Source organism: Comamonas thiooxydans, from assembly GCF_000964545.1.
GTDB lineage: Bacteria > Pseudomonadota > Gammaproteobacteria > Burkholderiales > Burkholderiaceae_C > Comamonas > Comamonas thiooxydans.
On record NZ_BBVD01000015.1, the window covers coordinates 74,591 to 99,626 of the forward strand.

General features: G+C 61.2%; 23 protein-coding genes. 9 read left to right on the top strand and 14 right to left on the bottom strand.

Annotated elements, in window-relative coordinates:
* Positions 1-33: 33 nt before the first annotated feature.
* Both dapE and prmB read left to right on the top strand, forming a co-directional pair.
* Complete coding sequence (gene dapE, locus Cth01_RS20610) at positions 34-1,233, top strand: succinyl-diaminopimelate desuccinylase (RefSeq protein ID WP_045840242.1); 1,200 nt, start codon at positions 34-36, stop codon at positions 1,231-1,233.
* On the top strand, positions 1,230-2,177 hold the full coding sequence (gene prmB / locus Cth01_RS20615) for a 50S ribosomal protein L3 N(5)-glutamine methyltransferase (protein ID WP_034410106.1): 948 nt from the start codon (positions 1,230-1,232) through the stop codon (positions 2,175-2,177). Before dapE ends, prmB begins: the two co-directional genes overlap by 4 nt.
* A gap of 78 nt (positions 2,178-2,255) precedes the next feature.
* Here prmB and Cth01_RS20620 read toward each other — a convergent pair whose 3' ends face one another.
* Complete coding sequence (locus Cth01_RS20620) at positions 2,256-2,405, bottom strand: hypothetical protein (protein WP_156160284.1); 150 nt, start codon at positions 2,403-2,405, stop codon at positions 2,256-2,258.
* A gap of 181 nt (positions 2,406-2,586) precedes the next feature.
* Positions 2,587-3,447 (bottom strand): ferritin-like domain-containing protein, encoded by an 861-nt coding sequence (locus tag Cth01_RS20625; RefSeq protein WP_034355459.1) that lies wholly within the window; start codon positions 3,445-3,447, stop codon positions 2,587-2,589.
* 407 nt (positions 3,448-3,854) lie between these two features.
* On the opposite strand from Cth01_RS20625, the gene Cth01_RS20630 reads away from it, so the two are divergent.
* On the top strand, positions 3,855-5,903 hold the full coding sequence (locus Cth01_RS20630; protein ID WP_045840243.1) for an ABC-F family ATP-binding cassette domain-containing protein: 2,049 nt from the start codon (positions 3,855-3,857) through the stop codon (positions 5,901-5,903).
* A gap of 178 nt (positions 5,904-6,081) precedes the next feature.
* On the top strand, positions 6,082-6,204 hold the full coding sequence (locus tag Cth01_RS24470; protein WP_003064982.1) for a hypothetical protein: 123 nt from the start codon (positions 6,082-6,084) through the stop codon (positions 6,202-6,204).
* 426 nt (positions 6,205-6,630) lie between these two features.
* Here the strand turns inward: Cth01_RS24470 and phbB are convergent, their stop codons facing one another.
* The 3 genes from phbB to Cth01_RS20645 all read right to left on the bottom strand — a co-directional run bounded on the left by phbB (position 6,631) and on the right by Cth01_RS20645 (position 10,848).
* Positions 6,631-7,368, bottom strand: a complete 738-nt coding sequence (gene phbB / locus Cth01_RS20635; RefSeq protein WP_003064980.1) for an acetoacetyl-CoA reductase — start codon at positions 7,366-7,368, stop codon at positions 6,631-6,633.
* A 260-nt stretch (positions 7,369-7,628) separates the two neighbouring features.
* Complete coding sequence (locus tag Cth01_RS20640) at positions 7,629-8,810, bottom strand: acetyl-CoA C-acetyltransferase (protein WP_034390342.1); 1,182 nt, start codon at positions 8,808-8,810, stop codon at positions 7,629-7,631.
* Between the two features lie 145 nt (positions 8,811-8,955).
* The gene (locus tag Cth01_RS20645) at positions 8,956-10,848 is read right to left on the bottom strand and encodes a PHA/PHB synthase family protein (protein WP_034390345.1); all 1,893 of its coding nucleotides are present in this window, start codon (positions 10,846-10,848) and stop codon (positions 8,956-8,958) included.
* Between the two features lie 204 nt (positions 10,849-11,052).
* Here Cth01_RS20645 and Cth01_RS20650 point away from each other — a divergent pair, with 204 nt between their 5' ends.
* Complete coding sequence (locus tag Cth01_RS20650; RefSeq protein WP_045840244.1) at positions 11,053-11,367, top strand: hypothetical protein; 315 nt, start codon at positions 11,053-11,055, stop codon at positions 11,365-11,367.
* On the opposite strand, the gene Cth01_RS20655 is transcribed toward Cth01_RS20650, so the two are convergent.
* Positions 11,284-12,201, bottom strand: a complete 918-nt coding sequence (locus tag Cth01_RS20655) for a purine nucleoside phosphorylase YfiH/LACC1 family protein (RefSeq protein ID WP_034379429.1) — start codon at positions 12,199-12,201, stop codon at positions 11,284-11,286. The two genes, Cth01_RS20650 and Cth01_RS20655, sit on opposite strands and share 84 nt — an antisense overlap.
* A 10-nt stretch (positions 12,202-12,211) precedes the next feature.
* The gene (gene maiA, locus Cth01_RS20660; protein WP_034355595.1) at positions 12,212-12,877 is read right to left on the bottom strand and encodes a maleylacetoacetate isomerase; all 666 of its coding nucleotides are present in this window, start codon (positions 12,875-12,877) and stop codon (positions 12,212-12,214) included.
* 162 nt (positions 12,878-13,039) lie between these two features.
* Between maiA and Cth01_RS20665 the strand changes: the two genes are divergently transcribed.
* The 3 genes from Cth01_RS20665 to Cth01_RS20675 all read left to right on the top strand — a co-directional run bounded on the left by Cth01_RS20665 (position 13,040) and on the right by Cth01_RS20675 (position 17,202).
* Positions 13,040-13,735 (top strand): fumarylacetoacetate hydrolase family protein, encoded by a 696-nt coding sequence (locus tag Cth01_RS20665; protein ID WP_034355597.1) that lies wholly within the window; start codon positions 13,040-13,042, stop codon positions 13,733-13,735.
* Positions 13,736-13,869: 134 nt separating this feature from the next.
* On the top strand, positions 13,870-14,430 hold the full coding sequence (locus Cth01_RS20670) for an NUDIX hydrolase (protein ID WP_012838408.1): 561 nt from the start codon (positions 13,870-13,872) through the stop codon (positions 14,428-14,430).
* 297 nt (positions 14,431-14,727) lie between these two features.
* Entirely contained in the window at positions 14,728-17,202 is a 2,475-nt protein-coding gene (locus Cth01_RS20675) for a putative bifunctional diguanylate cyclase/phosphodiesterase (protein ID WP_034355468.1), read from the top strand.
* Positions 17,203-17,279: 77 nt separating this feature from the next.
* On the opposite strand, the gene Cth01_RS20680 is transcribed toward Cth01_RS20675, so the two are convergent.
* The 6 genes from Cth01_RS20680 to Cth01_RS24050 all read right to left on the bottom strand — a co-directional run bounded on the left by Cth01_RS20680 (position 17,280) and on the right by Cth01_RS24050 (position 23,997).
* On the bottom strand, positions 17,280-19,766 hold the full coding sequence (locus Cth01_RS20680; RefSeq protein ID WP_034390350.1) for a YgiQ family radical SAM protein: 2,487 nt from the start codon (positions 19,764-19,766) through the stop codon (positions 17,280-17,282).
* A gap of 236 nt (positions 19,767-20,002) precedes the next feature.
* Positions 20,003-20,542 carry a PepSY domain-containing protein gene (locus tag Cth01_RS20685; protein ID WP_034355475.1) on the bottom strand — a complete coding sequence of 180 codons (540 nt, stop codon included), beginning with the start codon at positions 20,540-20,542 and terminating at the stop codon, positions 20,003-20,005.
* Between the two features lie 215 nt (positions 20,543-20,757).
* Entirely contained in the window at positions 20,758-20,946 is a 189-nt protein-coding gene (locus Cth01_RS20690) for a DUF2783 domain-containing protein (RefSeq protein ID WP_034355478.1), read from the bottom strand.
* A gap of 12 nt (positions 20,947-20,958) precedes the next feature.
* A complete protein-coding gene (locus Cth01_RS20695; protein ID WP_045840245.1) occupies positions 20,959-22,656 on the bottom strand; it encodes an FAD-dependent monooxygenase in 1,698 nt (565 codons plus the stop codon).
* 187 nt (positions 22,657-22,843) lie between these two features.
* Entirely contained in the window at positions 22,844-23,728 is an 885-nt protein-coding gene (locus Cth01_RS20700; RefSeq protein ID WP_003064953.1) for a helix-turn-helix transcriptional regulator, read from the bottom strand.
* Positions 23,729-23,829: 101 nt separating this feature from the next.
* Entirely contained in the window at positions 23,830-23,997 is a 168-nt protein-coding gene (locus Cth01_RS24050; protein WP_003064951.1) for a hypothetical protein, read from the bottom strand.
* Positions 23,998-24,184: 187 nt separating this feature from the next.
* On the opposite strand from Cth01_RS24050, the gene Cth01_RS20705 reads away from it, so the two are divergent.
* Positions 24,185-24,781 carry an IMPACT family protein gene (locus Cth01_RS20705; protein ID WP_045840246.1) on the top strand — a complete coding sequence of 199 codons (597 nt, stop codon included), beginning with the start codon at positions 24,185-24,187 and terminating at the stop codon, positions 24,779-24,781.
* Positions 24,782-24,827: 46 nt separating this feature from the next.
* On the opposite strand, the gene Cth01_RS24055 is transcribed toward Cth01_RS20705, so the two are convergent.
* On the bottom strand, positions 24,828-24,977 hold the full coding sequence (locus Cth01_RS24055; protein WP_003064948.1) for a hypothetical protein: 150 nt from the start codon (positions 24,975-24,977) through the stop codon (positions 24,828-24,830).
* Positions 24,978-25,036 lie beyond the last annotated feature (59 nt).

Genomic DNA, 25,036 nt, shown 5'->3' on the forward strand with positions numbered 1-25,036 from the left:
GCATAGGCATTGTTTTAGTTTGAAGCCCCCTCCATGTCCCGGACACTGCAACTGACCGAGCAGCTCATCAGCCTGCCCTCCGTCACCCCCGAAGATGCTGGCTGCCTTGAGCTGCTCGCCGATGCCCTGACACCCATGGGATTTACCTGCGAGCGGCTGGACAGCGGCCCCGCAGACTTCCGCGTACAAAACCTGTGGGCAAAGCGCGCTCCTGCGATTTCTCAGTCTACGCAAGGTGCTATCAATTCAGATAGGCCTGTGCTGGTCTTTGCCGGCCATACCGATGTGGTGCCACCCGGCCCGCTCAAGGAATGGACCAGCCCGCCTTTCGTGCCCATGCACCGCGACGGCAAGCTCTACGGCCGTGGTGCCAGCGACATGAAGACCTCCATCGCCGCCTTTGTCGTGGCGCTGGAGGAGTTTCTGCAGGCCACGCCCGAGCCCGCCTTCGACATCGCCCTGCTGCTGACCAGCGACGAGGAAGGCCCCTCGGTCGACGGCACCAAGGTCGTGGTCGAAGAGCTGCGCCAGCGTGGCGAGCGCCTGGACTGGTGCATCGTGGGCGAGCCCACCTCGGTCAAACAGACCGGCGACATGATCAAGAACGGCCGCCGCGGCACCATGAGCGGCAAGCTCACCGTCAACGGCGTGCAAGGTCATATCGCCTACCCGCAACTGGCACGCAACCCCATTCACGAGGCCTTGCCCGCACTCGCGGAACTCGCGGCCACGGTCTGGGACCGCGGCAATGCGTTCTTCCCGCCCACCAGCTGGCAGATCAGCAATATCCATGGCGGCACGGGCGCCAGCAACGTCATTCCCGGTCACGTGGTGATCGACTTCAATTTCCGCTTCTGCACCGAGTCCAGTTCCGACTCCCTGCAAAAACGCGTACATGAAATCCTGGACCGCCATGGCGTCGAATACTCTCTGGTCTGGACCGTGGGCGGACAGCCTTTTCTGACCACACCGGGCACCCTGGTGCAGGCCGTGCAGGCCGCCATCAAGGATGAAACCGGACTGGATACCGAGCTATCCACCACGGGCGGCACCAGCGATGGCCGCTTCATCGCCCAGATCTGCCCTCAGGTCATCGAGATGGGCCCGCCCAATGCCAGCATCCACAAGATCGACGAACACATCGCCGTGGCCGATATCGAGCCCCTGAAAAACATCTACCGCAAGACTCTGGAACAACTCCAGCGCCAGCAGACCGCACCCCAGACCGCATGAGCACTACCAGCACAACCCTGATCTCCGGCAACACCGTTGCCGAACTGATTGCCAGCGGCACCCAGGCGCTCACCGCTGCCGGCGTGGCTTTTGGCCACGGCACGGCCACGGCCGAAGACGAAGCGGCCTGGCTGGTGCTCTGGAAGCTGGGCCTGCCCCTGGACAGCGAACTCACGCCCGGTGCTCCGGAATCTATAGCAAATCAGCCTGTATCTCTTGATGCACAAACGCAGACAGCTACTCTTTTTGAAGAACGTATCCGCAGCCGCAAGCCCGCAGCCTATCTGACGAACGAGGCCTGGCTGGTGGGCGTGCCCTTCTACATCGACGAACGCTCCATCGTGCCGCGCAGCTTTATCGCCGAGCTGCTGGCCGACGGCAGCATCGACGGCTGGCTGTCCGACAAGACCGTGCAGGTGCTCGACCTGTGCACCGGCAACGGCTCCCTGGCCTGCCTTGCCGCCATGGCCTATCCTGAAGTCCGGGTGACCGGTGCCGATATCTCGACCGATGCCCTCGCCGTCGCCCGCATCAATGTGGACAAGCACGGACTGCAGGATCGCGTGACGCTGCTGGAAAGCAACGGCATGAGCCAGGTGCCCGGCCCCTGGGATCTCGTACTTTGCAACCCGCCCTACGTGAACTCCGACAGCATGGGCAAGCTGCCTGCCGAGTACCAGGCCGAGCCCGAGCTGGCCCTGGCCGGCGGTACCGACGGCATGGACTTCATCCGCCGACTGCTCGAGGACTTGCCAGCGCGCCTGAACAAGGACGCCGTGGTGGTGCTGGAGATCGGCAATGAAAAGCCGTACTTCGAGGCCGCCTTCCCCGATCTGCCAGTGTTCTGGCTCGACACCAGCTCGGGTGACGAGCAGGTGCTGCTGATTACCGAAGAGGCGCTGCGCCACTGGTCCGAGGGCAATACCGCCGCCTTGCAGCTGTAAGTTCTTCGTTCCGCATCCAAGGCACAGGCTGCTCAAAGCCTTGTGCCTTTTTCTCTATGCAGGTCTTTGAACAAGCGCTCAAGCACGCTTGACCGCGCTCGGATAGCGAAAACCGCCGCCCGCAATCTGCAGACCATCGCGCCTGCCTGCAAAGAAGCGGGCATTGAGCTGCGCAGGCCCCAGATCCTCTTCCATCTCGAAGCCCGCCGCGCCCAGCAGCTCTGCCATGCCCTGCGGCGTGCTGGATGCATGCCACGGTTCAGCAGACCAATGCTGTCGTAGTGATACAAGGTGCGCACGCTCTCGCCTGCACGCTGCGCCACTCCTCCGGTCGTGAGATCGGTGCCTGTCATGGAAATCGAATGCCCGGACGACTGGAGCCGGCCGGGCTCGTTTGCTGCTACAAGACTCAGTACGACATCATGCGTGTCGCCAGCTTGGAGATGGGTGTGCGCACCATGCCCTCCACGCGAGCTGGCAGCAGCATGGGCTTGAGCAGCATGCGCACAGCCAGATCGGCAGGCAGGCGACGGCTGACCAGCTCGTAAATGCGCTGGGCCATGTCTTCGAAGCGAGTGCTGCTATCGGAGAAATAAGGACCCTTGTGCGCCCAGACATGACGCAGCGCGATATCCGAATCGCTCTCTCTTAACTCCTTGAGACGACCATACAGTGCCTTGGCAATGCGCGTGCGGCCCACAGGCGCCTGCTGCTGCAGCTCCTTGAAGTACTTGAGGAAATGCTTGAAGTGGTTGACCTCGTCGTTGCGGATATTGCCCAGCAACTCGCTCAGAACCGGCTCATCGCTGAGTTCGCGCAAGGTGTGATAGTAGGCCGTGGTGCCTGTCTCCACCACGCAGCGCGCCACCATTTCCAGGCGCGGGTCGGGGTAGAGCTCCTCCATGGTGCACAGCTGCGAATATTCGGCAAAAAAGCTGTCGTAGGCTTGCTGCCAGGGAAACTCCGGCCACACGGCTTCCACATAGGCCCGTAGCGCGCGTCCGTGCTGCAGTTCTTCGGACTCCCATTGATCCTTGAGCCAGACCGCGATCTCGGGCCAGGCAGCGTAATGCTCGGCCAAGTTGGCCGCGTAGGTATCCGAGCCGGTTTCGATGAACGAGGCACTCATCAGCAAGAAGAACAGGTCCTGGTTGTGCTCTATGGCAGTGCGATCGATGGCAGAGAAGTCAATGTCTTCAATGCGCCAGTGGGCAGAGCCTTTTCTGCTCGGGGTGGTTGAATGTGAAGAGAGGGACACGTTTTGCTGCATCAGTTGTAGGACCGACATACTTAATCTGTCGGACTTCAGACTTAGAGATATGCCATCTTGTCGACATTTGGCCCTTACGCCATGTCAGATTACACCGACATTACAGGAGACTAACAATTCTTCAAATAGCCTTCTACAGGCTTTCATACCGACCTTCAAGCTGATTTTTTGAGTTGCGATCATGGATCTTCGCGGACTCCGCTATTTCATCACCGTGCGGGAGTCTGCACCCAGGCCCCAAGCGCGTGAACATGAGCTGAAATTCACCGAAACGATGATGGAGCGCATAGGTCTTCAGGCCATATGAAAGCTCGGACAGACCTGCCACAACCGGGGCACCGCTACCGCCCTGCTCATTCCCTCAAGCTCCTGAGCCTGAGGGCATTCGCGGATAATCGACCCCAGTCATGATCAGTCTCAAGAACATCACGCTGCGCCGCGGCACCAAAGTCCTGCTCGACCAAGTCAGCACCACCATCAACCCCGGAGAGTCTGTCGGCCTTGTCGGCCGTAACGGTGCAGGCAAGTCCAGCCTGTTCGCCCTGCTCAATGGCAGCATCAGCGAAGACGGCGGTGATTTCTTCATCCCTCCTCAGTGGCGCATGGCACAGGTAGCCCAGCACATGCCGGAAACCGACGAATCAGCCACCCGGTTTGTTCTGGATGGCGACACGCGCCTGGCCGAACTGAACGCCCAGTTGGCTGCCGCCGAAGCCTCAGGCGATGGTATGGAAATCGCCCAGGCCTATGTGGATCTGGCCGATGCAGGTGCGCATGATGCTGAATCACGCGCGCAAGCCCTGATTCTGGGTCTGGGCTTCAAGGTGTCCGAGCTGGATCATCCCGTCAACAGTTTCTCGGGCGGCTGGCGCATGCGTCTGCAGCTGGCCCGTGCACTGATGGCTCCCAGCGATCTGCTGCTTCTGGACGAACCCACCAACCACTTGGACCTGGATGCCCTGGTCTGGCTGGAGGCCTGGCTCAAGCGCTATAGCGGCACGATGATCGTCATCAGCCACGACCGCGAATTCCTGGACGCCATCACCAACGTCACACTGCAGATCCAGGGCGGGCAGATCAACCGCTACGGCGGCAATTACTCGCGCTTTGAAGAACTGCGTGCCCAGCAGCTGGAGCTGCAGGCGGCCAGCTTCGCCAAGCAGCAGGAAAAAATGGCCCATCTGCAGAAGTTCATCGACCGCTTCAAGGCCAAGGCCAGCAAGGCCAAGCAGGCACAAAGCCGGGTCAAGCAGCTCGAGCGCATGGAAAAGGTCGGGCCGGTACTGGCCGAAGCCGAGTTCACCTTCGAATTCAAGGAACCCGCCAATCTGCCCAACCCCATGCTGGCGATTACCGATGCCAGCTTCGGCTATGAGGACGAAGACGGCAGGCAGACCACCATCTTGCGGGGCGTCAACCGCTCCGTGCTGGCAGGCCAGCGCATCGGCATCCTCGGGGCCAACGGCCAGGGCAAGTCGACCCTGGTCAAGACCATCGCCCGCGAGATGAAGGCGCTGGCCGGCACCGTCACCGAAGGCAAGGGCCTCAATATCGGCTACTTTGCCCAACAGGAACTGGACGTTCTACACCCCGGTGAGAACCCGCTGGAGCACATGACACGTCTGGCCAGGGAGCTCGGCGCTGCCGCACCCGTCGCCAGCCGCGAACAGGACTTGCGCAACTGGCTGGGCACTTTCAACTTCAGCGGCGACATGGTCAAGCAGTCTGTGGGCAGCATGAGCGGTGGCGAAAAAGCCCGTCTGGTACTGGCCATGATCGTCTGGCAACGCCCCAATCTGCTGCTGCTGGACGAGCCTACCAACCACCTGGACCTGGCCACGCGCGAAGCGCTGGCCATGGCGCTCAACGACTTCGACGGCACCGTGATGCTGGTCTCCCACGACCGTCACCTTCTTCGCGCCGTATGTGAAGACTTCTGGATGGTGGGCCGCGGCGTTGTCGGCCCGTTCGACGGCGACCTGGACGACTACCAGCGTTATCTGCTGGAGGAGTCCAAGCGCTTGCGTGAAGAAGCACGCAATGCCGAACAGCAGGCCAACAGCACGCCAGCGGTGCAAACTCCGGTAGAACTCAAGCCAGTTACGCCTGAAGCCCCTTCTACAAAAGCGCTGGACGCTCTGAAAACAGAATCATTCCCTGACACCGTGGCTGACCCCAAGGAAGCCCGTCGCCTCGCCGCTGCAGCTCGCCAGCAACTGGCCGAAAAGACCAAGCCCTTCAAGAAAGAGCTGGAGCAGATCGACAAGACGCTGCCCAAGCTCAATGCCCAGCGCGGCGCGCTGGAAGAAAAGCTGGCCACGCCCGGACTATCCGGTGGCGATATCGTGGAAGCGGGCAAGCAGCTGAGTGCCGTCAACGCTGAAATCGATCAACTGGAAGAGCGCTGGCTGGAGCTTTCGGAGCAGATCGAAGCCCTGACCACCGAAACCTGCTAAGCCCAGGAAAAGCCCTGCCATTGACCAGCTTTGGCAGGGCGCTCTTCATTTTGAACATGCATGCCGGCTGCTGAAAACATCAGCAAACGCGAGTTGCATTTTCTTGCGCTGTTGATTCAGCTTCTTGTCAACCTGCAGTTCAGGCCAGGCGTTGAACCACTCAAAGGAGTGAACTGCAATGACCACCACTGTTACCGACACCGCCAAAGCCCAGCCCGCACAGGCCGCAGCAGCTATGTCTCTGATGGCTTGGCCCTGGGACGAACGTGATCGCAAGCGTGCCCCCGCCTTTGCAGCCTGATTATCACTGGATAAAAGAACAGGTAAAAAATTTCCAAAAAGCTGTCAACGAGCTGAATCCGTCAGACGTTAAACAGACATACAGGAGAGATTCCAATGCAAACCACGAACATCATGTCCATCTGGCCCGAAGACGAGCGCGATCGCAAGCGCTAAGCGCTCGCCGCGCAACACTGTGCAGACCAAAGCGCAGTGTGTTGCAGCCAGGTGCCCGGGCAGTCGGCACTGATAGGCCAAAGAAGCATCAGCCTTGCTGCCCTGCACTCAACCAGTCGCTTTGCAAAGCGACACAGAAACCCAAGACCCGCATGAATGATCTCTGCGGGTTTTGTCATTTGGGCATCGTCCCGCTCTTTGCCTGCAGGAAAAGCAGCAGCGACATGAAAAAAGGAGCCTGAGCTCCTTTTTGCCGAATGCCTGAAAAGGCTTAGTGCATATGCAGGCCGCCGTTGACCGCAAAGTCCGCACCTGTGGAATAGCTGCCCTCTTCCGAAGCCAGCCAGGAGATGATGGAGGCGATCTCCGCAGGCTCGCCCAGACGCTTGACGGGTACGCCCGCCACGATCTTTTCGAGCACGTCGGGACGAATTGCCTTGACCATATCGGTGCCGATGTAACCAGGGCTGACTGTATTCACGGTCACACCCTTGGCAGCCAACTCTTGAGCCAGCGCCATGGTGAAGCCATGCATGCCGGCCTTGGCAGCCGAGTAGTTGGTCTGTCCGGCCTGTCCCTTGGCGCCGTTGACCGAGCTGATGTTGATGATTCGGCCCCAGCCCTTTTCCACCATGTCTGCCACCACCTGCTTGGTGACGTTGAACATGGAGTTGAGGTTGGTTTCGATGACCGACTTCCAGTCGTCCGGCGTCATCTTGACGAACATGCGGTCGCGGGTGATACCCGCGTTGTTCACCAGCACATCGATGTTGCCGTGCTCTGCCTTGGTCTGGTTGAAGGCTTCGACGGTGGATTCCCAATCCCCCACATTGCCAACCGAGGCATAAAACGTGTAACCCAATTGCGCCTGCTCGTCCAGCCACTTGCGGTAGTCGCGCGATGGTCCGCAACCCGCGATCACCTTGAAGCCATCCTTATGCAAACGCTGGCAGATTGCGGTACCGATACCGCCCATGCCCCCCGTGACGTACGCTACTTTCTGACCCATTCATCTCTCCTGTCAATCAATGGTTATTTCACGATCACACTATCAACGATAAGAATTCTGAGGAATTGCTTATCGTTTTGAACGCCACACACCCTGCACGCTGGCCATGCCAGTATGCAATCGAGTAGGTCCGAATGAACCCGCTTTCGCCGTGGTTTACCTCGTGATCTTCCCTAGGGTCGATGGGAGGCTGGCATCAGCGGGCTTCCCAGACTGCGCCGGCCTTCAGGAGCACCGGAGCAGTCTGCAATCCTGAAGCCTCAGCAGGCTTCCACAGCCATAGCAACACCCATGCCACCGCCGATGCACAGGCCGGCCAGGCCCTTCTTGGCACCGCTGCGCTGCATTTCATGCAGCAGCGTCACCAGAATGCGGCAGCCCGATGCACCAATGGGGTGACCGATGGCGATGGCACCGCCGTTGACGTTGACCTTGGCGGTGTCAATGCCCAGATCCTGATTCACCGCGCAGGCCTGTGCGGCAAAGGCTTCGTTGAGTTCGAACAGGTCCACATCGGTAGCCTTCCAGCCGGCGCGATCCAGCGCCTTGCGCGTGGCATAGACAGGACCCAGGCCCATGACCTCTGGAGCCAGGCCGCTGGTGGCATAAGACACGATCTTGGCCAGGGGCTTGAGGCCCAGTGCCTTGGCCTTGGCCGCCGTCATCACCACCACGGCGGCGGCGCCGTCGTTCAGACCCGAGGCATTGCCGGCCGTCACCGAACCTGCCTTGTCGAAAGCGGGCTTGAGGGTGGCCAGTACATCGGCATTGGTCTTGCGGTTGACGTATTCGTCACTGTCGAACACGATGGGGTCACCCTTGCGCTGGGGAATGCTCACGGGAACGATTTCGTCCTTGAACTTGCCAGCATCCTGCGCGGCCGCAGCCTTTTGCTGGCTGGCCAGTGCCAGCGCATCCTGCTGCGCGCGGCTGACGTTCTTTTCCTTGGCCACGTTCTCGGCAGTGATGCCCATGTGGTATTGGTTGTAGACATCCCACAGACCGTCCACGATCATGGTGTCCACCATCTTCCAGTCACCCATACGCTGGCCGTCACGCGAATTGGGCACGGCATGGGGCGACAGGCTCATGTTTTCCTGGCCTCCGGCAACCACGATTTCGCTGTCTCCCGTTGCTACGGCCTGAGCTGCCAGCATCACGGCCTTAAGGCCGGAGCCGCAGACGGCATTGATCGTCAGCGCAGGTGTCTCCTTGGCAATGCCGGCCGCCATCATGGCCTGACGCGCAGGATTCTGCCCGGCCGCGGCCGTCAACACCTGACCCATGATGACTTCACCGACCTGGTCCTTGCCCACCTTGGCACGAGCCAGAGCCTCGGAAATCACGGTCGCACCCAGCTGGGTTGCAGGAATCTTGGCCAGAGAGCCGCCGAACTTGCCGACCGCCGTACGCACGGCGGAAACGATAACGATGTCTTCCATTGCTGACGAACCTTTCTAGGTTTCTTACAAGTGATGCATGCGTGCGGGTTGCATCCTGTTCATCGTGCCACCCGCCGCTTCCTATCACGGTGCGAGCCTTGTTTGCTGCACCGCAATATGGAACTGATTGTGCCTCAGGCCTCGCTCAGGCTTTTGACAGAACGTAGCGACCCGGAGCATCTTCGATGGCTTCATAGGCACGTGCACGGCCATAGCTCTTGGGAGCCGTGAGCTGCTTGCCTGCATGGCTGCCCAGCCAGGCACTCCAGTCCGTCCACCAGCTGCCCGGATACTCCGTGGCCTCGGCCAGCCAATCGTTGAACGCCTCAGGAAACTCGCCATCCTCACGCAACCAGTGGCTGCGCTTGTTCTTGGCCGGCGGGTTGATGACGCCGGCGATATGGCCGGAGGCACCCATCACGAAACGACGCTCACCGCCCAGTACCTGCGACGAGGCATAGGCCGCAGCGACAGGAACGATGTGGTCCTCGCGCGAGCCGTAGATATAGACCGGCATCTTGAGCTGACTCATGTCGATCTTCTCGCCGCACACGGTCAGCACGCCGGGCTTGATCAGGTTGTTCTCCAGGTAGAGATTGCGCAGATACCAGGCGTAGAACGGGCCGGGAAGATTGGTGGAGTCGCTGTTCCAGTAAAGCAGATCGAATGGCGGCGGTGTCTCGCCCTTGAGGTAGTTGCCCACCACATAGTTCCAGACCAGATCATTCGGGCGCAGAAAGCTGAAGGTGGATGCCATGTCCTGGCCCTTCATCAGCCCGCCTTTGCCCATTTGCATCTCACGCAGGCGCACCATGTTTTCATCAATGAAGATGTCCAGAATGCCTGTGTCGCGGAAGTCGATCAGCGTGGTCAGCAGCGTCATGCTGGCTACGGGAAAAGCATGGGCCTCCACCTTGGCCGCAGCAGTTTTGCTGCCTGTCTTTGCAGCCGCAGCACGGCTGCGGGGCTTAGCAGCTTGCGGCTGTCCATGCTCGCGGGCATGGCGTGCAGCCAGCACTGCCATGGCAGTGGAGAGCATGGTGCCGCCCACACAGAAACCCAGCACATTGATCTGCGGCGCCTCGCAGATATCCTGAACCGTGCTCACAGCCTTGAGCACGCCATCTTCGATGTAGTCATCCCAGCTCTTGTGCGCCTGGCTTTCGTCGGGATTGCGCCAACTGACCACAAAGGTGCGATGCCCCTGGCTGACGGCATAGCGAATCACGGAGTTGTCCGGCTGCAAGTCCAGAATGTAGAACTTGTTGATGCAGGGCGGCACCATCAGAAAAGGCTTCTCGAATACCTTGGCAGTCAGTGGCTTGTATTCGATGAGCTGGAACAGCTCGTTCTCGAAAACCACCGCGCCTTCGGTGGTCGCCACGTTCTTTCCCACGGTGAACAGGCTTTCGTCGGTCATGGAGACATGGCCCTGGCGCATGTCGGCCAGCAGATTGGCAATACCCTGAGCCAGGCTCTCGCCCTTGGTTTCAACAACCTTGTTGAGCGCATCGGCGTTCAGTGCCAGAAAATTGCTGGGCGCCATGGCTGCCACCCATTGCTCGACCGCAAAACGCACGCGATTGCGTGTTTTTTCATCGCCCTGCACCGCTTCGGCCATACCGGTCAGCATGCGACTGCCCAGCAGGTAGTTGGCTGCGGCCATCGATGCAACGGGATTGGCGCTCCACTCTGGCTTGGCAAAGCGCTTGTCCTTGGACAGCAGGGCCTGAATCTGTTTGCCATCTGCCAACGACTGCACCGACTGCAGGTATTCCTGCTGCAGCCCCTGCAGTTTGGCCGCATCGAACTGCACCGCTTGAGCCGACCCCGTTGCCATCTGGGGCATGGCCGATTGCATGGCATCCATGATTCCAGCCCAAGGGTTGGGTGCGGCCCCCAGACCTGGCATGGCGCTGAGCCCCATGGGAGCACCGGACTGCATCTGCTGAAGCGTCTGGAGGCTCTTGCTCCACTGCTCCTGCCAGAATTGTTGAATGGATTGGCCAGCCTGGCCCCAGCTCGGGTCAAAATTCATGCTTACATCCTAGTCAAGGCAAGCGACCGGCGATCTCAGGGTCTGGGGACGCTTGCGGAATCTGCAATACGGCTCACACGGCGGCATTGTCACCTATGTGCCAGGCAGTTCCGACAAGAAGCGGCCTCATTTTGCCGTTATGAAGCTGTTTTGACACAAAACAACCCGGAGCCAGCATGCTTTCTGGCTCACTACAGAAACACCATGTACCTCATTGCCATCGCCTGGATGTACGTTGTCGTGATGATGACGATCGCCGAGGCAGCCAGCCCCGGCGGCACCCTGCTGGGTGCATTTTTCACCTTCATGCTCTACGGTCTGCTGCCGCTTTCCATCGTGCTCTACATACTGGGCACGCCGGCCAGAAAGCGCCGCCTCAAAGCCCGGCAGGAACAGGAAGCGCTAGCTGCAGAACACGTGCCTCCCAGCCCCGGCTCAGGCATCGCGCCAGATGCTGGCAGCCAGCCGCCCGCTGCCGCCCAGACGAGCGGCGTCGCGCCGGTGCGAGAAGAAACGTGATGCATTGCTGACCGTGCACCAGGGCCGGCTGCCATCGTTGCCGAAGATTGCAGCAATGCCCAATGCAGCAAGCCTCTGGCGTGCCAGCTGCGCCAGATCGGCCAGATATTTGATGCTGCTGCCAGGTACAGGCACAAAGTGTCGTGCCGCATCGGCGTCATGCGCCACGAAGATATCGCGCACTTCGGCCCCCACTTCAAAGGACTCGGAACCTATGCATGGGCCCAGCCAGGCCTGAGTGCGGGCGGCAATCCGGGACGGCTTCGTGTCGGCCGCCGAAAGCGATTGCTGCGCCTGCACTTTCCGGGAAAAAGACTCGAAAAGCATCTCCAGCACACCGCCGTGCAACGGCCCCTCAGACTGCTGTCTGCCGGGCGGCATGCCGGCCAGACCACGCCAGCCCGCATGGGCCGCGCCCACGACCAGCCCCGAATCATGGGCCAGCAACACGGGCAGACAGTCCGCCACCATGACGGTGCAGACCACGCCTGCATCATCGGTCACGCAGGCATCGAAGGCCGCACCATTGGACTCGGCAACATTGCCTGCGTCCAGCGTCAGCACGTCCACGCCATGCACCTGCTGCAAGTACGCCGTGCAGGCACCAGGGGTGCGGGCCTGCAGCGCCGCATTGAACAGTTCACGGTTGCGGCGCACGTGAGCGGGGTTGTCGCTCACGTGGTCGCCCAGGTTCATGCTGCCCCAGGGTGCCTGACTGACGCCGCCCTCGCGCGAGGTGCAGATGGCATGCACGCCGGGCAGAGCCGGCCAGTCCGGGACCAGCCAGGAGTCAGGCCAGAGGTCCGGTGGACCCGGCCTATAGGTCTCGCTCATGACGCCCTCTTCACTCAGCATCCGGACAGGCCGAAGGATGGGCCTGCTGGAAAGCCGGCAAGGCGTTGCATCGCTCGACCACGTCCATCAGGCGCGGCAGAGCCTCGAGATTCACATTGAAGCGCTGGGCGTTGTAGATCTGCGGGACCAGGCAGCATTCGGCCAGCGTGGGCGCGTCACCCCAGCAAAACGTCGACGGCGCCAGGCCCATGGCCTTGCGTTCAGCATCCAGCAGCGCCAGCTGACGCTCGAAGGCTTCCAGACCGGAGCGCACCCAGTGCGCATACCAGCCATTCTTGGCCTCGTCGCTGGCCCCCATTTGGTGCACCAGGTACTTGAGCACGCGCAGATTGTTGAGCGGATGGATCTCGCAAGCCACCATCTGCGCCAATGCGCGCACATGGGCACGGCCCAGTGCATCCCTGGGCAGCAATGGTGTTTCAGCATGGGTCTCATCGAGATATTCGATGATGGCCATGGACTGCGTGAGCCAGTGCCCCTCGTCCGTCACCAGTGCGGGCACCAGCGCGTCACCCACATGGGAGGCATAGGCCGCAGCCTTTTGTTCGCCGCGCACCAGATGCACGGGCACGGAGTCATAGGACAGCCCCTTGAGTTGCAGCGCAATGCGCACACGATAAGAGGCGGAAGAACGGAAATAGGTATGCAGCTTCATGATGCGAGCAGCATAGCGCGAGCCGCACGGACTGGCATTTTCCCTAGGGCCGGAATACGTAAAAGCCGTCATCTGCCACGCCGTCTCCGGGCCTGCATCGTGGCACACTGCTTGCCACATCAACCATTGCTGATTTCAGCGCGTGTTCTTGCCGAGGACTTCATGAGTTACGTGTTCAATCCCCCTGCCGTTGCCAGCCTGCCTGTTGTGGGCCGCGGCGAGCGCTTTCCCATTCACCGCATCTACTGCGTGGGCCGCAACTATGAGGATCACGCCAAGGAAATGGGCTTTACCGGCCGCGAGCCGCCGTTCTTCTTCATGAAGCCTGCGGACGCGACCGTGGCAGTGGAAGCCGGCAGCACCACCACCGTGGCCTATCCCACGCTGACCCAGAATCTGCACCATGAAATCGAGCTGGTCGTTGCCATCGGCAAGGCCGGCAAGAACATCAAGGCAGCCGATGCACTGCAGTACATCTACGGCTATGCCGTGGGTCTGGACATGACACGTCGCGACCTGCAAAACGACATGAAGAAGCAAGGCCGCCCCTGGTGTATCGGCAAGGCTTTCGAGCAATCCGCCCCCATAGGCCCCATCACGCCAGCCGATCGGGCGGGAGACATCGTCAACGCCGAGATTTCGCTGCAGGTCAATGGTGACTATCGCCAGCGCAGCCACATCCACAAGCTGATCTGGAATATCGCCGAAACCATTGAGCATCTCTCCAGCGCCTGGGAGCTGCAGCCCGGCGACCTGATCATGACCGGCACCCCCGAGGGCGTGGCCGCCGTGGTCAAGGGCGATGTGCTGGAAGGCGCAGTCACCGGACTTGAATCCATCAAGATCCAGATCGCTTAAGAATCCCTGGCGCACAGGCAGTTTGCGCCGGCCAGGTACTCGGGGAGTCGCACCGCAAGGTGTGACTCCCTTTTTCATAGCTGTTTGTGCATGTTGTACCTGCGCTAGCGGCCTGATTTGCTTATAGTTGCGGAATGATTTTTCGCAGCCCCATCAAGTTCTGCCGCAATTGCGGCACCGCAGTCACCTACCGCGTTCCTGACGATGGGGATACGCGCGAGCGTGCCGTTTGCCCGGCCTGCCACACCATCCACTATGAAAACCCACTCAATGTGGTCGGCACCCTGCCCGTGATGGACGACGGGCGCGTGCTGCTGTGCAAGCGCAACATCGAGCCGCGCCGCGGCAAATGGACGCTGCCTGCAGGCTTCATGGAGCTGGCCGAAACCACCAGCCGCGGAGCCCAGCGCGAAACCGACGAGGAAGCCGGAGCCGACATCGAGCTGGGCAGGCTGTTCAGTCTCATCAACGTGCCCCAGGTAGGACAGGTCCATCTCTTCTATCTGGCCCGCCTCAGAAGTACGCAGTTCTACCCCGGGCCCGAAACCATGGAGGCCCAGTTGTTCGCCGAGGCAGACATCCCCTGGGAAGAAATCGCGTTTCGCACCGTCAAGCTCACCCTGGAGCGCTTCTTTGCCGACCGCAGGGCCGGCGTGCTGGAGCAGCCGCAGGTGCACTGCATGGACCTGCTCTGAATCGGCCAGATTGGTTACCCACTTTCTCACAGAAAACACCGCCCTGTCTTGGGGGCACAGAGGAAGTTGTCCGACGCCAGGCTCACTTCTACAGGCCAAAAATTACCAATGAATACAAATTGCGTGTGATCTGACATACCTCCTACGCAATACCGTGAAAGGTCAAGCCATGAGAGCGGGCATCGTGACGGCGTTCTGATCGTCAGCAGGCACATTGCCTTCTGGCTGTTTCATACCAGTCTGCCTTGTCGATGCCCTGACTCATGCATTTACAGTCAATTTACTGGATGAGGCGTCATGAAGGCATCTTTGAGCCCCACACTGAAGTCTCAACAATTGCTGCAGCGCGTCTGGGCTTTTGCGCTCCTGGCACTGATCCTGATGCTCAGCGCCAGCTGCAGCCTTTACCTGCTCTCCGCCGTGCGAGCTTTTGTCAACGGAGAAAGTCTCTGGTCCAAGGCCCAGAAAGATGCGATTTACTCGCTTTCCCGCTACGCGGATGAAGGCAACCCGATCGACTTCGCCCATTATCAGCGGGCCTTGCAGGTGCCGCGTGGCGATGCCGAGGCACGCATTGCCCTCTACGACAAGCCCCTGCGCCTGGACCTGGCGCGCAAAGGCATAGAGCAAGGCCAGAACCATCCCGATGATGTCAGCTCCCTCATCTGGCTGCTGCGCACATTCCGCTATTTCAGCTGGGTGCAGGAGCCCGTCGCGTACTGGAAGATGGGTGACGAGTACCTGAATCAGCTCGATACACTGGCCCAGGAAATCCGGCATGGATACGAAGTCGGCAACATCAGCCGCGAAAACATTGCCACCTGGAAGCGCGAGATCGACCTGATCAACCAGGGCGTGACAGCCCTGACCAGGGCCTTCAGCGACTCTCTGGGCCAAAGCTCGCGCAATATCGTCTGGCTGCTGCTCGCCCTCAACGGTGCCCTGGCCATTGGCCTGGTGAGCCTGTGGGTCTGGAATACCTGGCGCCTGATCCTGCTGCGAGAGCAGGTTCAAGACGGCCTCAACAGCGAAAAAGAGCGCGCGGAGACCACGCTGGCAGCGCTCAGTGATGCGGTCATCACCACCAATGCCAAGGGCATGGTCAACTATGTCAACCCCGCTGCCATAGGCCTGCTGGGTCTGCAAAAGCAAAGCTATCTGGACAGGCCCATCAAGCAGGTGTTGCAGTTCTACACCATGGACGCCTCCATCACCAGCGAAGGCCTACTCGCACAGCTTGTCAATGACACCAAGGAGACCACCGTCGTGCGCGACGAGCAAACGCACTGGGTTCGCCGCACCGACCACAGCATCGTGCCGGTCAAGGTGCTGGGCTCCGCCATGCAGCGCGATGCTCAAGCATCGGGGGCAGTCTTCGTGCTGCGCGATGTGTCACGCGAGCAGCAGTACATGGACCAGATTTCCTGGAATGCACGCCATGACACGCTGACGGGGCTGGAAAATCGCGGGGAATTCGAGCGGCGGCTGCAAAAAATGCTGACCCAGGGTCTGCACCAGGTCAAGCCCTACGCTCTTCTCTACATCGACCTGGACCAGTTCAAGCTCATCAACGAAACCAGCGGCCATGCCGCCGGTGATGAGGTGCTGTGTGAAGTCTCTCGCATGTTGCAGGCCAATCTGCGCGAAACCGATTGCCTGGCGCGCATGGGCGGCGACGAGTTTGCCGTGCTGCTGGAGAACTGCCCTCCTTCCAACGTCGCGAGCATTGCCGAGAAGCTGCGCCTGGCAGCCCAGCAATTGCAAACCACCTGGGGAGAGAAGATATTGCGCACCGGCTTTTCGATCGGTGCCGTGCATGTCCCCGGTGATGCGGTCAATGCCTCCGATCTGCTGCGCATGGTCGATATGGCCTGCTATCAGGCCAAGGAGCGCGGGCGCAACAAGGTCTTTTTCTACAAGGCCGAGGACGGAATCTACAGCCGCTATGTCAGCGAAATGGAATGGGCCACACGCATTCGTACCGCACTGGACGAAGACCGCTTCTGCCTCTATGCCCAGAGCATTGCACCGCTGCAGGCCCGCAAGCACCGCCGCCACAGCGGCATGCACTTCGAAGTCCTGCTGCGCCTGCGCGATGAAAACGGCCAGATCCTGGCCCCCGGACATTTCATACCCGCCGCCGAGCGCTACGGCCTGATGCCATCGCTTGACCGCTGGGTGATCACCAGGGCCCTGCAGACACTGGCGCAGCAGCCCGGACACGCCAAGCTGGTGGAAACCTGCGCCATCAACCTCTCCGGTCCCAGCCTGGATGACGACGGCCTGCTGGAATTTGTGAAGGAGCAGCTGCAGCAGCACGGAATTGCACCGCAAAAGCTATGTTTCGAAATCACCGAAACCAGCGCCATTGGCAATCTCAGCAATGCCACACGACTGATTCAGTCGCTGCGCGCTCTGGGTTGCCGTTTTGCCCTGGACGACTTTGGCGTCGGCATGTCGTCGCTGACCTATCTGAAGCAGTTGCCCGTCGACTATCTCAAGATCGACGGCGGCTTTGTGCGTGACATGCTCAAGGACAAGGGAGACCACGCCATGGTGGAGATGATCAATCGCATCGGCCAGACACTGGGCAAAAAGACCATTGCCGAGTTTGTCGAGAGTCGCGAGATTGCCGAGGAACTCATGACCATGGGCGTGGATTATGTGCAGGGCTACGCCATCGCCCGCCCCAAACCCATGACCAGCGAATACTTTGCCCCCACGCAGGAAAACCAGCTGCCCCAGTGGTGCGGGGCTCTGGCCATGGGCTGACAGCAGCGCATGCCAATACGAAAAAAAACGACGCATCAAGCGTCGTTTTTTTGTCGGCGGCAGTCAGGCTGCAGCAATCAGCGCGGCTTGCGCGAACCCTGGCCCGCCGGCTTGGCGGGCCTTGCCGCAGTTTTGAAACCGGGCTTGGCCTTGCCAGTCACACCCGCGCGCGGCGGCAGGCCGGTATGCTGGGTCAGCAGCTTGCCCGGTTGAGGCTGGCTGCTGCGGAAGCGCACATCGCCCTTGGGCTCCAGGCTCACCTCTTCGCTGCGGCGTCGCACGGCCACGGCCTTGCCGTCCTTGTTGGTGGTGTAGCCAATTCCGCCACCCGCCTTGGACGAGGTGCTGTTCTTCTTTCGTGCACTCTGATAGCTGCCGTCGACCAGGGGCTGGAAGGTCGGGATCAGGTGCTGCTTGCCGTTGCCGATCAGATCGGCTCGCCCCATGGTCTTGAGCGCCTCGCGCAGCAGCGGCCAGTTGTTCGGGTCGTGATAGCGCAGGAAAGCCTTGTGCAGACGGCGGCGCTTTTCACCGCGCACGATGTCCACGCGTTCCTCGGCCTCGTCGCGCATCTGGCGGCGCACCTTGGTCAGCGTGTTGCGGCCGCTGTGGTACATGGCCGTGGCCGTTGCCATGGGGCTCGGGTAGAAGGTCTGCACCTGATCGGCACGGAAGCCGTTCTTCTTGAGCCAGATGGCCAGATTCATCATGTCCTCATCGCTGGTGCCGGGGTGGGCGGCGATGAAATAGGGAATCAGGAACTGCTTCTTGCCGGCCTCTTCGCTGAACTTCTCGAACAGCTGCTTGAACTTGTCATAGCTGCCGATGCCCGGCTTCATCATCTTGGTCAGCGGACCTTGCTCGGTGTGCTCGGGCGCGATCTTGAGATAGCCGCCCACATGGTGCTGGACCAGCTCCTTGACGTACTCGGGCGACTTCACCGCCAGGTCGTAGCGCAGGCCGGAGCCGATCAGAATCTTCTTGATGCCGGGCAGCTTGCGCGCGCGGCGGTAGATCTTGATCAACGGGCCGTGGTCGGTGTGCAGGTTCTGGCAGATGCCGGGGAAGACACAGCTGGGCTTGCGGCAGGCCGCCTCGATCTGCGGGCTCTTGCAGCCCAGGCGGTACATATTGGCCGTGGGCCCGCCCAGGTCGGAGATGGTGCCGGTAAAGCCCTTGACCTTGTCGCGGATCTCTTCGAGCTCCTGGATGATGGAGTCTTCGGAACGGCTCTGGATGATGCGGCCCTCGTGCTCGGTGATGGAGCAGAAGGTGCAGCCGCCGAAACAGCCGCGCATGATGTTCACCGAGGTGCGAATCATCTCCCAGGCCGGAATCTTGGTGGCGCCCTCATGGCTGCCGCTTTCGTCGGCATAGGCGGGATGCGGGCTGCGCGCGTACGGCAGGCCGAAGACCCAGTCCATTTCGGCCGTTGTGAGAGGAATGGGCGGCGGATTCATCCACACATCGCGGGCCGTGGTCCCCTCGCCGTGAGCCTGTACCAGCGCACGGGCGTTACCGGGGTTGGTTTCCAGGTGCAGCACGCGATTGGCGTGGGCATAGAGAATCTGATCGCTCTTGACCTCTTCGTAGCTGGGCAGGCGCAGCACCGTGCGCTCGCGCGGAGGCAACTTGGACTTGCTGCGCAGCGAGAGGTTGGGCACGAACTGGATGGGCTGGACCTTGGCTACCGATGCGCCGTCATTGGGGCCGTCCGCGTCCGATTTTGCGGCCTCTTCCTTGGAGCAGCTCTGGCCCTGGGCCTCGGCCTGCTCGCTGGTCGTCATATAGGGGTTGATATGGGGCTCGACCTCGCCGGGCTCGTCCACCGTGGTGGAATCGACCTCGAACCAGCCCTCCTCCGAAGCGCGGCGGAAGAACGAAGTGCCGCGCACATCGGTGATCTGCTCCACCGGCTCGCGCGCCGCGATGCGGTGTGCCACTTCGACCAGGGCGCGTTCTGCATTGCCGTAGAGCAGGATGTCGCACTTGCTGTCCACCACGATGGAGCGGCGCACCTTGTCGCTCCAGTAGTCGTAGTGGGCAATGCGACGCAGCGAGCCCTCGATGCCGCCCAGCACGATGGGCACGTCCTTGTAGGCCTCGCGGCAGCGCTGGCAGTAGACGATGGCCGCGCGATCGGGGCGCTTGCCGGCCACATCGCCGGGGGTATAGGCATCGTCGCTGCGAATCTTGCGATCAGCCGTGTAACGGTTGATCATCGAGTCCATGTTGCCGGCCGTCACGCCCCAGAACAGATTGGGCTTGCCCAGGGCCTTGAAGGCCTCGGCGCTGGTCCAGTCGGGCTGGGCGATGATGCCCACGCGAAAGCCTTGCGCCTCCAGCACGCGGCCGATGACGGCCATGCCGAAGCTGGGGTGATCCACATAGGCATCGCCCGTGACCAGAATGATGTCGCAGCTGTCCCAGCCGAGCTGATCCATCTCCGCACGGCTCATGGGCAGGAACGGCGCCGGGCCGAAGCGCTTGGCCCAGTACGGCTTGTAGCTGGTCAGCGGCTTGGCATCGCGGTGGAAAAAGGAAACATCAACCGGGGCGTTCATGTGGATGGGCTTTATATGGCCTCATGGCCTATTCGGAGAAACAACCCGTCAGTGTACTTTTCCGCCCTCAGCCTTGCACGAGCAAGGTCTTGCAGAAACAGGGTTGAACTCTGAACTTCATAGCATCCAGCGCTTTCCTTCATTGAAATTCGATGCATAACACACCTTAAATCATTGAAATGCAAGCGCCAGACACTCACTTCTTAATAGCACCAGAATCCAGATAACGCGCCGACTCAGTCCTTTTCCTGCCTCGTCACAGCGCCAGTGGCAGGATCAAGCCTGAGCTTCATGACTGTCTGATCGGCGCGCAGCATCTTGACCTTGTAGCTGGTCTTGCCCCAGTCCGAATCCAGCTGGGCCTCCAGCGGCTTGCCTGGCAAGGCGGCAACAGCTGCATCGACGGCCTGTACCAGCGTGATCCGGGCATCGGCCAGGCGCTTGGCATGCTTGCCCTCGGCCCGGCCCTTGTTCTCCTCCACTGCGGCATCGCCCGTGCTGGCATTCACGCGCAGCTTGATTTCCTCATTCACGGGCGAGATCAGGGTGACCGAGTAATAAGGCGCAGCGCCTTTCTTACCCTCTTCCAGCTCGACATCGATCGCTTTTCCGGGAGCAACGGCCTGAGCTTTTTCGACAGCCTGACTCAAGCCGATCTGCACGGCACCTGTCAAGGCAAGCCATTCGGCAGCCGACTTGGCCAGGGCCGGAGTCGCACTCAATCCACTCAGGCTCAGGGCTGCAGATAGCAGCAAGGTACTGGGACGCAATCTCATGGACCAATCCTCCTACAGTGGCAATGGCTCCAGTCTGCCTCGATTCCATGGCACGGCCTTGTCGGAGATCAAGCCATATCGACTTGTAGAAAATTCATCTCAAACTATTGATAGGCAAAGATTATCCGCTATGAAATCCGAGGGTCAGCACGCTGAAAACCCGCCAGGAACGAGCCTGGGCGGGTCGGGCTGACCGCCACGGACAAGCCTTTTGCTTACAGATCTTGCTGGGCCGCCGCAATCATTTCGCCAAACTGGCGGGCATCACCGAGCTGATTGGCGGCTAGCAGCGCCAGCTTGACCAGCAGCAGCTCTGACTTTTCCGCGCCCACGGCATCAATGGCGACAGCCAGCTGGTCGTACACGGTCTCCAGACCGGCGATATCAAGAGTGGTTTGGGTCATTTGAATCTCTCCTCAGGCGGGCAGGGCAGCTTTGAATGCGGCTTGCAGACGATTGGCGTCCAGCGCCATCCAGCGCGCACAGACATGCTGATCGGGGCGCAGCAGATAGGCGGCGCCGTCGGCCATCACGCCGTAGCGGGCGCGGCAGCGGCCTTCGGTGTCATCAAGTACCAGATCGGAACCTTCGACAGTGCCTGAAGCGTGGCTGCTGACGGCGATCAGGCGCACGGCAACACCGCGGGCTCTGACCCCGGCCGCGACCGCCTGCAGTTCGGCGGGAATCGCCTTGCCGCTCGTGAAATACAGCAGATCGAAGCCGCCGCCCAGATGGTCGAGCAAATAGCTGTCCGGCGCAAAGCGCACGTTGAGAGGCGGCGCGCCATGGCCGGGGCCGGCCTTGAACAGCAGGTTATCGTCACCCATGCTGTTGAGCGGCGAGCTGCCGTACTCATGCGGGCGCGAGGTGCGCCAGTGATAGAGCGGGCCGACAAAGGGTTGGCTCAGCGACAGAGACAGCACGGCGTCGCGCAGCAGCCTGAAACCTCTGCTTGGCGGCGCCATGAAGCGTGTGCTCTTGCCGGCCTCTTCCACAATCTCGCGGGCCGCGCCCACTCGTTCGCTGCTATAGCTTTGCAGCAGCGCTGCGCTGGCCGCGCCCTTGGCGACGAGTGCCAGACGCCAGCCCAGGCCCTGAGCATCCTGAAAACCGGTGTTGGCGCCGCGCACGCCGAAGATGGGCAGCATATGGGCTGCATCGCCCGCAAAGATCACATGGCCATGCACATAGTCGGGCAGGGTCAGCGCGCGGGCCGAGTACACGGAGCTCCAGTCCATCTCCCAGGGCGTGCCGCCAAAGCCGATCATCTCCAGCTGCGCATCGATGCGCGCCTTCAGCGACTCGGGCCTGAGCGCATCCTCGGGATCTTCCCCGGCAGGCAGTTGGTAGTCCACACGCCAGATGCCGTGTGGCTCGCGGTGCATGAGGATGGTGTTGCCCGGGTTCCATGTGGGATCGAAGAATGCGAGACGTTCGGTGGGCAAAGGCAAGTCGATGCGGATATCGGCAATCACGAAGCGGCCCTCGTAGGAAGCGCCCTCCATCAATAGATTCATGGCCGTGCGAATCCCCGAACGCGCGCCATCGCAGGCCACCAGCCAGTCGGCCCGCAGCTCGTAGCTGCCTTCCGGGGTATCCACCTCCACCAAAGCCTGCTCGCCCTTTTGCTCGACCTTGTTCACGCGGTTGCCCCAACGCAGCTCGATCAGCGGGTTGGCCTGCACTGCATCGACCAGATATTCCTCCAGGTACTGCTGCTGCAGATTGATCATGGGAAAGAAGCGGTCGTCGTCGGCCCGCGCGTTTTCCATGCGAAACACGCGCTGGCCGCGGTAGATGCTGTTGCCGTAGCACCAGGGCAGTCCGGTCTCCGTCACGCGCTGGGCCACGCCCACCTGCTGCAGGATTTCCATGGAACGCCGCGTGAACACAATGGCACGGCTGCCTTCGGACACCTGCAATTCGGATTCGAGCACCACGCAACGCTGGCCGTGACGGGCAATCTCCAGCGCCGTGGTCAGGCCCACGGGGCCGGTGCCGACGATGACGATGGGGTGGCTTTGCTCGCCCGGATTCCGGGAGGCAAGCCAGGGCTGATGAACCTGGTACTGGTAGTAGATGGAGCGGCGTGGCTCGGCAAATGGCTGGTGCATGTTCTTGTCTCCTGGGGGCGCTGTCGTGGTCAAACCGGTGCGCTTTCATCCCCTTTCGGTCTGGCTTGAGATGCAGTGTAGAAAAGCAGCTCAAGGCCGATGTCACCAGATGGAGACAATGCCGACCAGCAACCGATATTCAAGTCGAATCAGCCTCCAGCCTTTACAGATCAACCCCAAGCAGCTATCAAAGTTGACCATCGACAGCTTCAGCGGGCTCCATCAGCAGCGCAAACAGCTCGCGCTGCCCCTGCACGCCCAGCTTGGCGCAGACGCGTTTGACATAGGTGCGCGCGCTGCTGACGGTAATGCCCAGGCGCTGCGCCAGCGCATCGGCATCCAGGCCCTGGGCCAGTGCCCGCACCACGTCGAGGTCGCGCGGCGTCAGTTGCTCGAAGCGCCGCGCCAGACGCGCCAGCACCAGCCCGACCAGGTCGTCCTGCAGCGTCTGCCCCGCGTAATGCAGACGCATGGCCTGCATGACCAGGGGCGCAAAGGCCTCGATCCGGGCAATGGCTGCGGCGTCGAAGCAGCCATGCTCCTCGCCCCGGTAGAGGTTCACAGAAAGCCAGCGCGCGTTTTCCTGCAGCATCAGCAGCGACAGCCGCTCGGCAATGCGCGGCAGTTCATAGCAGACATGGCGGTACTCGGGGTGCTGTACATCGTGCGGCCCCTGGCGATGCAGCCAGACGCGCGGCCTGGCATGCGGGTCCCTGGCAAGGCGCGCCAGCTCGGCCTGCATCACGCGCTGCGAACCATCGAGCGGATAGAAGCGCTCGCTGTAATCCTGGGAGATCATGGGCAGCGCCCCCGTGCGCGCCCTGTCGCCCATGCCCACCACGCGCGGCCTGGCCATGCCCTGGAAGGAGAATATCGTGCACTGCGCCAGCGGCACATGGCGCCCCAGCAGCTGCAGGATCTGCTCGGCCACGGCATCGCTGCTGCTGCGCCCCACTCTTTCCATCATGGCCGTCACATCGGCCAGGGCCACGGGCAGTTGCGCTGCCTGCGCGGCAGCCGGCAGCAGCATCCAGTGCGAAGAATCGGGAAACGGCGCAGAGCTAGCAGTCATGGCTGCGATTCTCGCCGCTGTATCGTGGCCACGGACAGGAAAAACCGGCTCTCCCTTTCAGGAGCGGCCGGTCTGGTTTGAGACAGAAAATGCGCCCGGGCCTACCATTCGCCCACATTGCGTATGCGCTGCAGCAACTCCCATTCATCTTCGGGTGCCGCAGCCTGCAGAGCCTGGGGCTCTGCCAGCTCCTGCGCCAGCGGAGGCGGCGTGAAATGCTCGCGGCCAAAAGTATGTTCGCTCAGGGACTGTGGATGCGGATTGTTCATGACGGCCTCCTTTGCTCAAAGCTTAAGGCTCGAGGCTTGCCGAAATTGTAGGAATTGACTTAAGGACACTGTCGAGCAACCCCCACAAGCCGCGTCGTCATGTCATGGATAGGTCACAACTGCCGCTACCCGGCCCATGTACCGCAACGCTGCTCGGCCCCGACTTTGCGGTTATGCTGCCGCCGCTATGCCTCAGACTCTTCGTGCTCCCGTCTCCAGTGAACTGATCATCAAGAAAAGCCGCTTCATCGGCTGCGTTCAGCCGATGACGGACCGCTCCAGCGCGCAGGCCGTGGTGGATGCACTCTGGGCCGAGCACCCGGGCGCCGCCCATGTCTGCTGGGCCTTGCTGGCGGGCGGACAATCGGCGGCGGTGGATGATGGCGAGCCCAGCGGCACGGCCGGTCGCCCCATGCTGGATGTGCTGCGCCACCAGGATCTGGAAGGTGTGCTGGCCACCGTGGTGCGCTATTTTGGAGGCGTCAAGCTCGGTGCCGGCGGACTGGTGCGCGCCTATACCGATGCCGTGGCCCAAGCCTTGCTGCAGGCCGAAAAAGTCGCCATTCAGCGCATGCAGATCCTGCAATGCACGGCCCCCTATCCGCTGGAGGGCCTGGTGCGGCGCATGGCCGATGCAGCGGGTGCCGAACTGCTGGAGGTCGATCACGGCAGTCTGGTGAGCTTCAAGCTGCAGATGCCTGAACCCGACGCCGCCGAATTTGTCAGCGCACTCAATGAAAACGGTCAGGGCCGCATTGGCTGGCTCAAGCCGGACGAGCTGTAGATCGCAAAGAAAAACCCGCCTTTGGCGGGTTTTTGAGCGGGCAATTTCAGCAATTGCCTTTCTTGGCCTGGCCCGGTGGGCAGCCGTGGGGGTGAGGCTTTTTGTAGCCATCGTCGTAGTATCCGCCACGGCTGTCATAGACAGCACAGCCGCTCAGCACAAACATGGCTGCGGCCAAAGCAAACATCGTTTTCATGGGGTGACCTTTTCAGATTTTTGAGGGTGTCAGTCTATAGGCGACCCCGCCCGCATTCT

What these genes read in the sequence shown, in the direction of transcription:
- phbB (WP_003064980.1), bottom strand. Translation starts at nt 7,368, where the DNA reads ATGGGTCAGAAAGTAGCGTACGTCACGGGGGGCATGGGCGGTATCGGT.
- Cth01_RS20695 (WP_045840245.1), bottom strand. Translation starts at nt 22,656, where the DNA reads ATGCACCAGCCATTTGCCGAGCCACGCCGCTCCATCTACTACCAGTAC.
- prmB (WP_034410106.1), top strand. Translation starts at nt 1,230, where the DNA reads ATGAGCACTACCAGCACAACCCTGATCTCCGGCAACACCGTTGCCGAA.
- Cth01_RS20655 (WP_034379429.1), bottom strand. Translation starts at nt 12,201, where the DNA reads ATGAGCGAGACCTATAGGCCGGGTCCACCGGACCTCTGGCCTGACTCC.
- Cth01_RS24050 (WP_003064951.1), bottom strand. Translation starts at nt 23,997, where the DNA reads ATGAACAATCCGCATCCACAGTCCCTGAGCGAACATACTTTTGGCCGC.
- Cth01_RS20640 (WP_034390342.1), bottom strand. Translation starts at nt 8,810, where the DNA reads ATGGAAGACATCGTTATCGTTTCCGCCGTGCGTACGGCGGTCGGCAAG.
- Cth01_RS20645 (WP_034390345.1), bottom strand. Translation starts at nt 10,848, where the DNA reads ATGAATTTTGACCCGAGCTGGGGCCAGGCTGGCCAATCCATTCAACAA.
- Cth01_RS20625 (WP_034355459.1), bottom strand. Translation starts at nt 3,447, where the DNA reads ATGCAGCAAAACGTGTCCCTCTCTTCACATTCAACCACCCCGAGCAGA.
- Cth01_RS20670 (WP_012838408.1), top strand. Translation starts at nt 13,870, where the DNA reads ATGATTTTTCGCAGCCCCATCAAGTTCTGCCGCAATTGCGGCACCGCA.
- Cth01_RS20680 (WP_034390350.1), bottom strand. Translation starts at nt 19,766, where the DNA reads ATGAACGCCCCGGTTGATGTTTCCTTTTTCCACCGCGATGCCAAGCCG.
- Cth01_RS24055 (WP_003064948.1), bottom strand. Translation starts at nt 24,977, where the DNA reads ATGAAAACGATGTTTGCTTTGGCCGCAGCCATGTTTGTGCTGAGCGGC.
- Cth01_RS20705 (WP_045840246.1), top strand. Translation starts at nt 24,185, where the DNA reads ATGCCTCAGACTCTTCGTGCTCCCGTCTCCAGTGAACTGATCATCAAG.
- Cth01_RS24470 (WP_003064982.1), top strand. Translation starts at nt 6,082, where the DNA reads ATGACCACCACTGTTACCGACACCGCCAAAGCCCAGCCCGCACAGGCC.
- Cth01_RS20630 (WP_045840243.1), top strand. Translation starts at nt 3,855, where the DNA reads ATGATCAGTCTCAAGAACATCACGCTGCGCCGCGGCACCAAAGTCCTG.
- Cth01_RS20700 (WP_003064953.1), bottom strand. Translation starts at nt 23,728, where the DNA reads ATGACTGCTAGCTCTGCGCCGTTTCCCGATTCTTCGCACTGGATGCTG.
- Cth01_RS20665 (WP_034355597.1), top strand. Translation starts at nt 13,040, where the DNA reads ATGAGTTACGTGTTCAATCCCCCTGCCGTTGCCAGCCTGCCTGTTGTG.
- maiA (WP_034355595.1), bottom strand. Translation starts at nt 12,877, where the DNA reads ATGAAGCTGCATACCTATTTCCGTTCTTCCGCCTCTTATCGTGTGCGC.
- Cth01_RS20620 (WP_156160284.1), bottom strand. Translation starts at nt 2,405, where the DNA reads ATGGCAGAGCTGCTGGGCGCGGCGGGCTTCGAGATGGAAGAGGATCTG.
- Cth01_RS20675 (WP_034355468.1), top strand. Translation starts at nt 14,728, where the DNA reads ATGAAGGCATCTTTGAGCCCCACACTGAAGTCTCAACAATTGCTGCAG.
- dapE (WP_045840242.1), top strand. Translation starts at nt 34, where the DNA reads ATGTCCCGGACACTGCAACTGACCGAGCAGCTCATCAGCCTGCCCTCC.
- Cth01_RS20650 (WP_045840244.1), top strand. Translation starts at nt 11,053, where the DNA reads ATGTACCTCATTGCCATCGCCTGGATGTACGTTGTCGTGATGATGACG.
- Cth01_RS20690 (WP_034355478.1), bottom strand. Translation starts at nt 20,946, where the DNA reads ATGACCCAAACCACTCTTGATATCGCCGGTCTGGAGACCGTGTACGAC.
- Cth01_RS20685 (WP_034355475.1), bottom strand. Translation starts at nt 20,542, where the DNA reads ATGAGATTGCGTCCCAGTACCTTGCTGCTATCTGCAGCCCTGAGCCTG.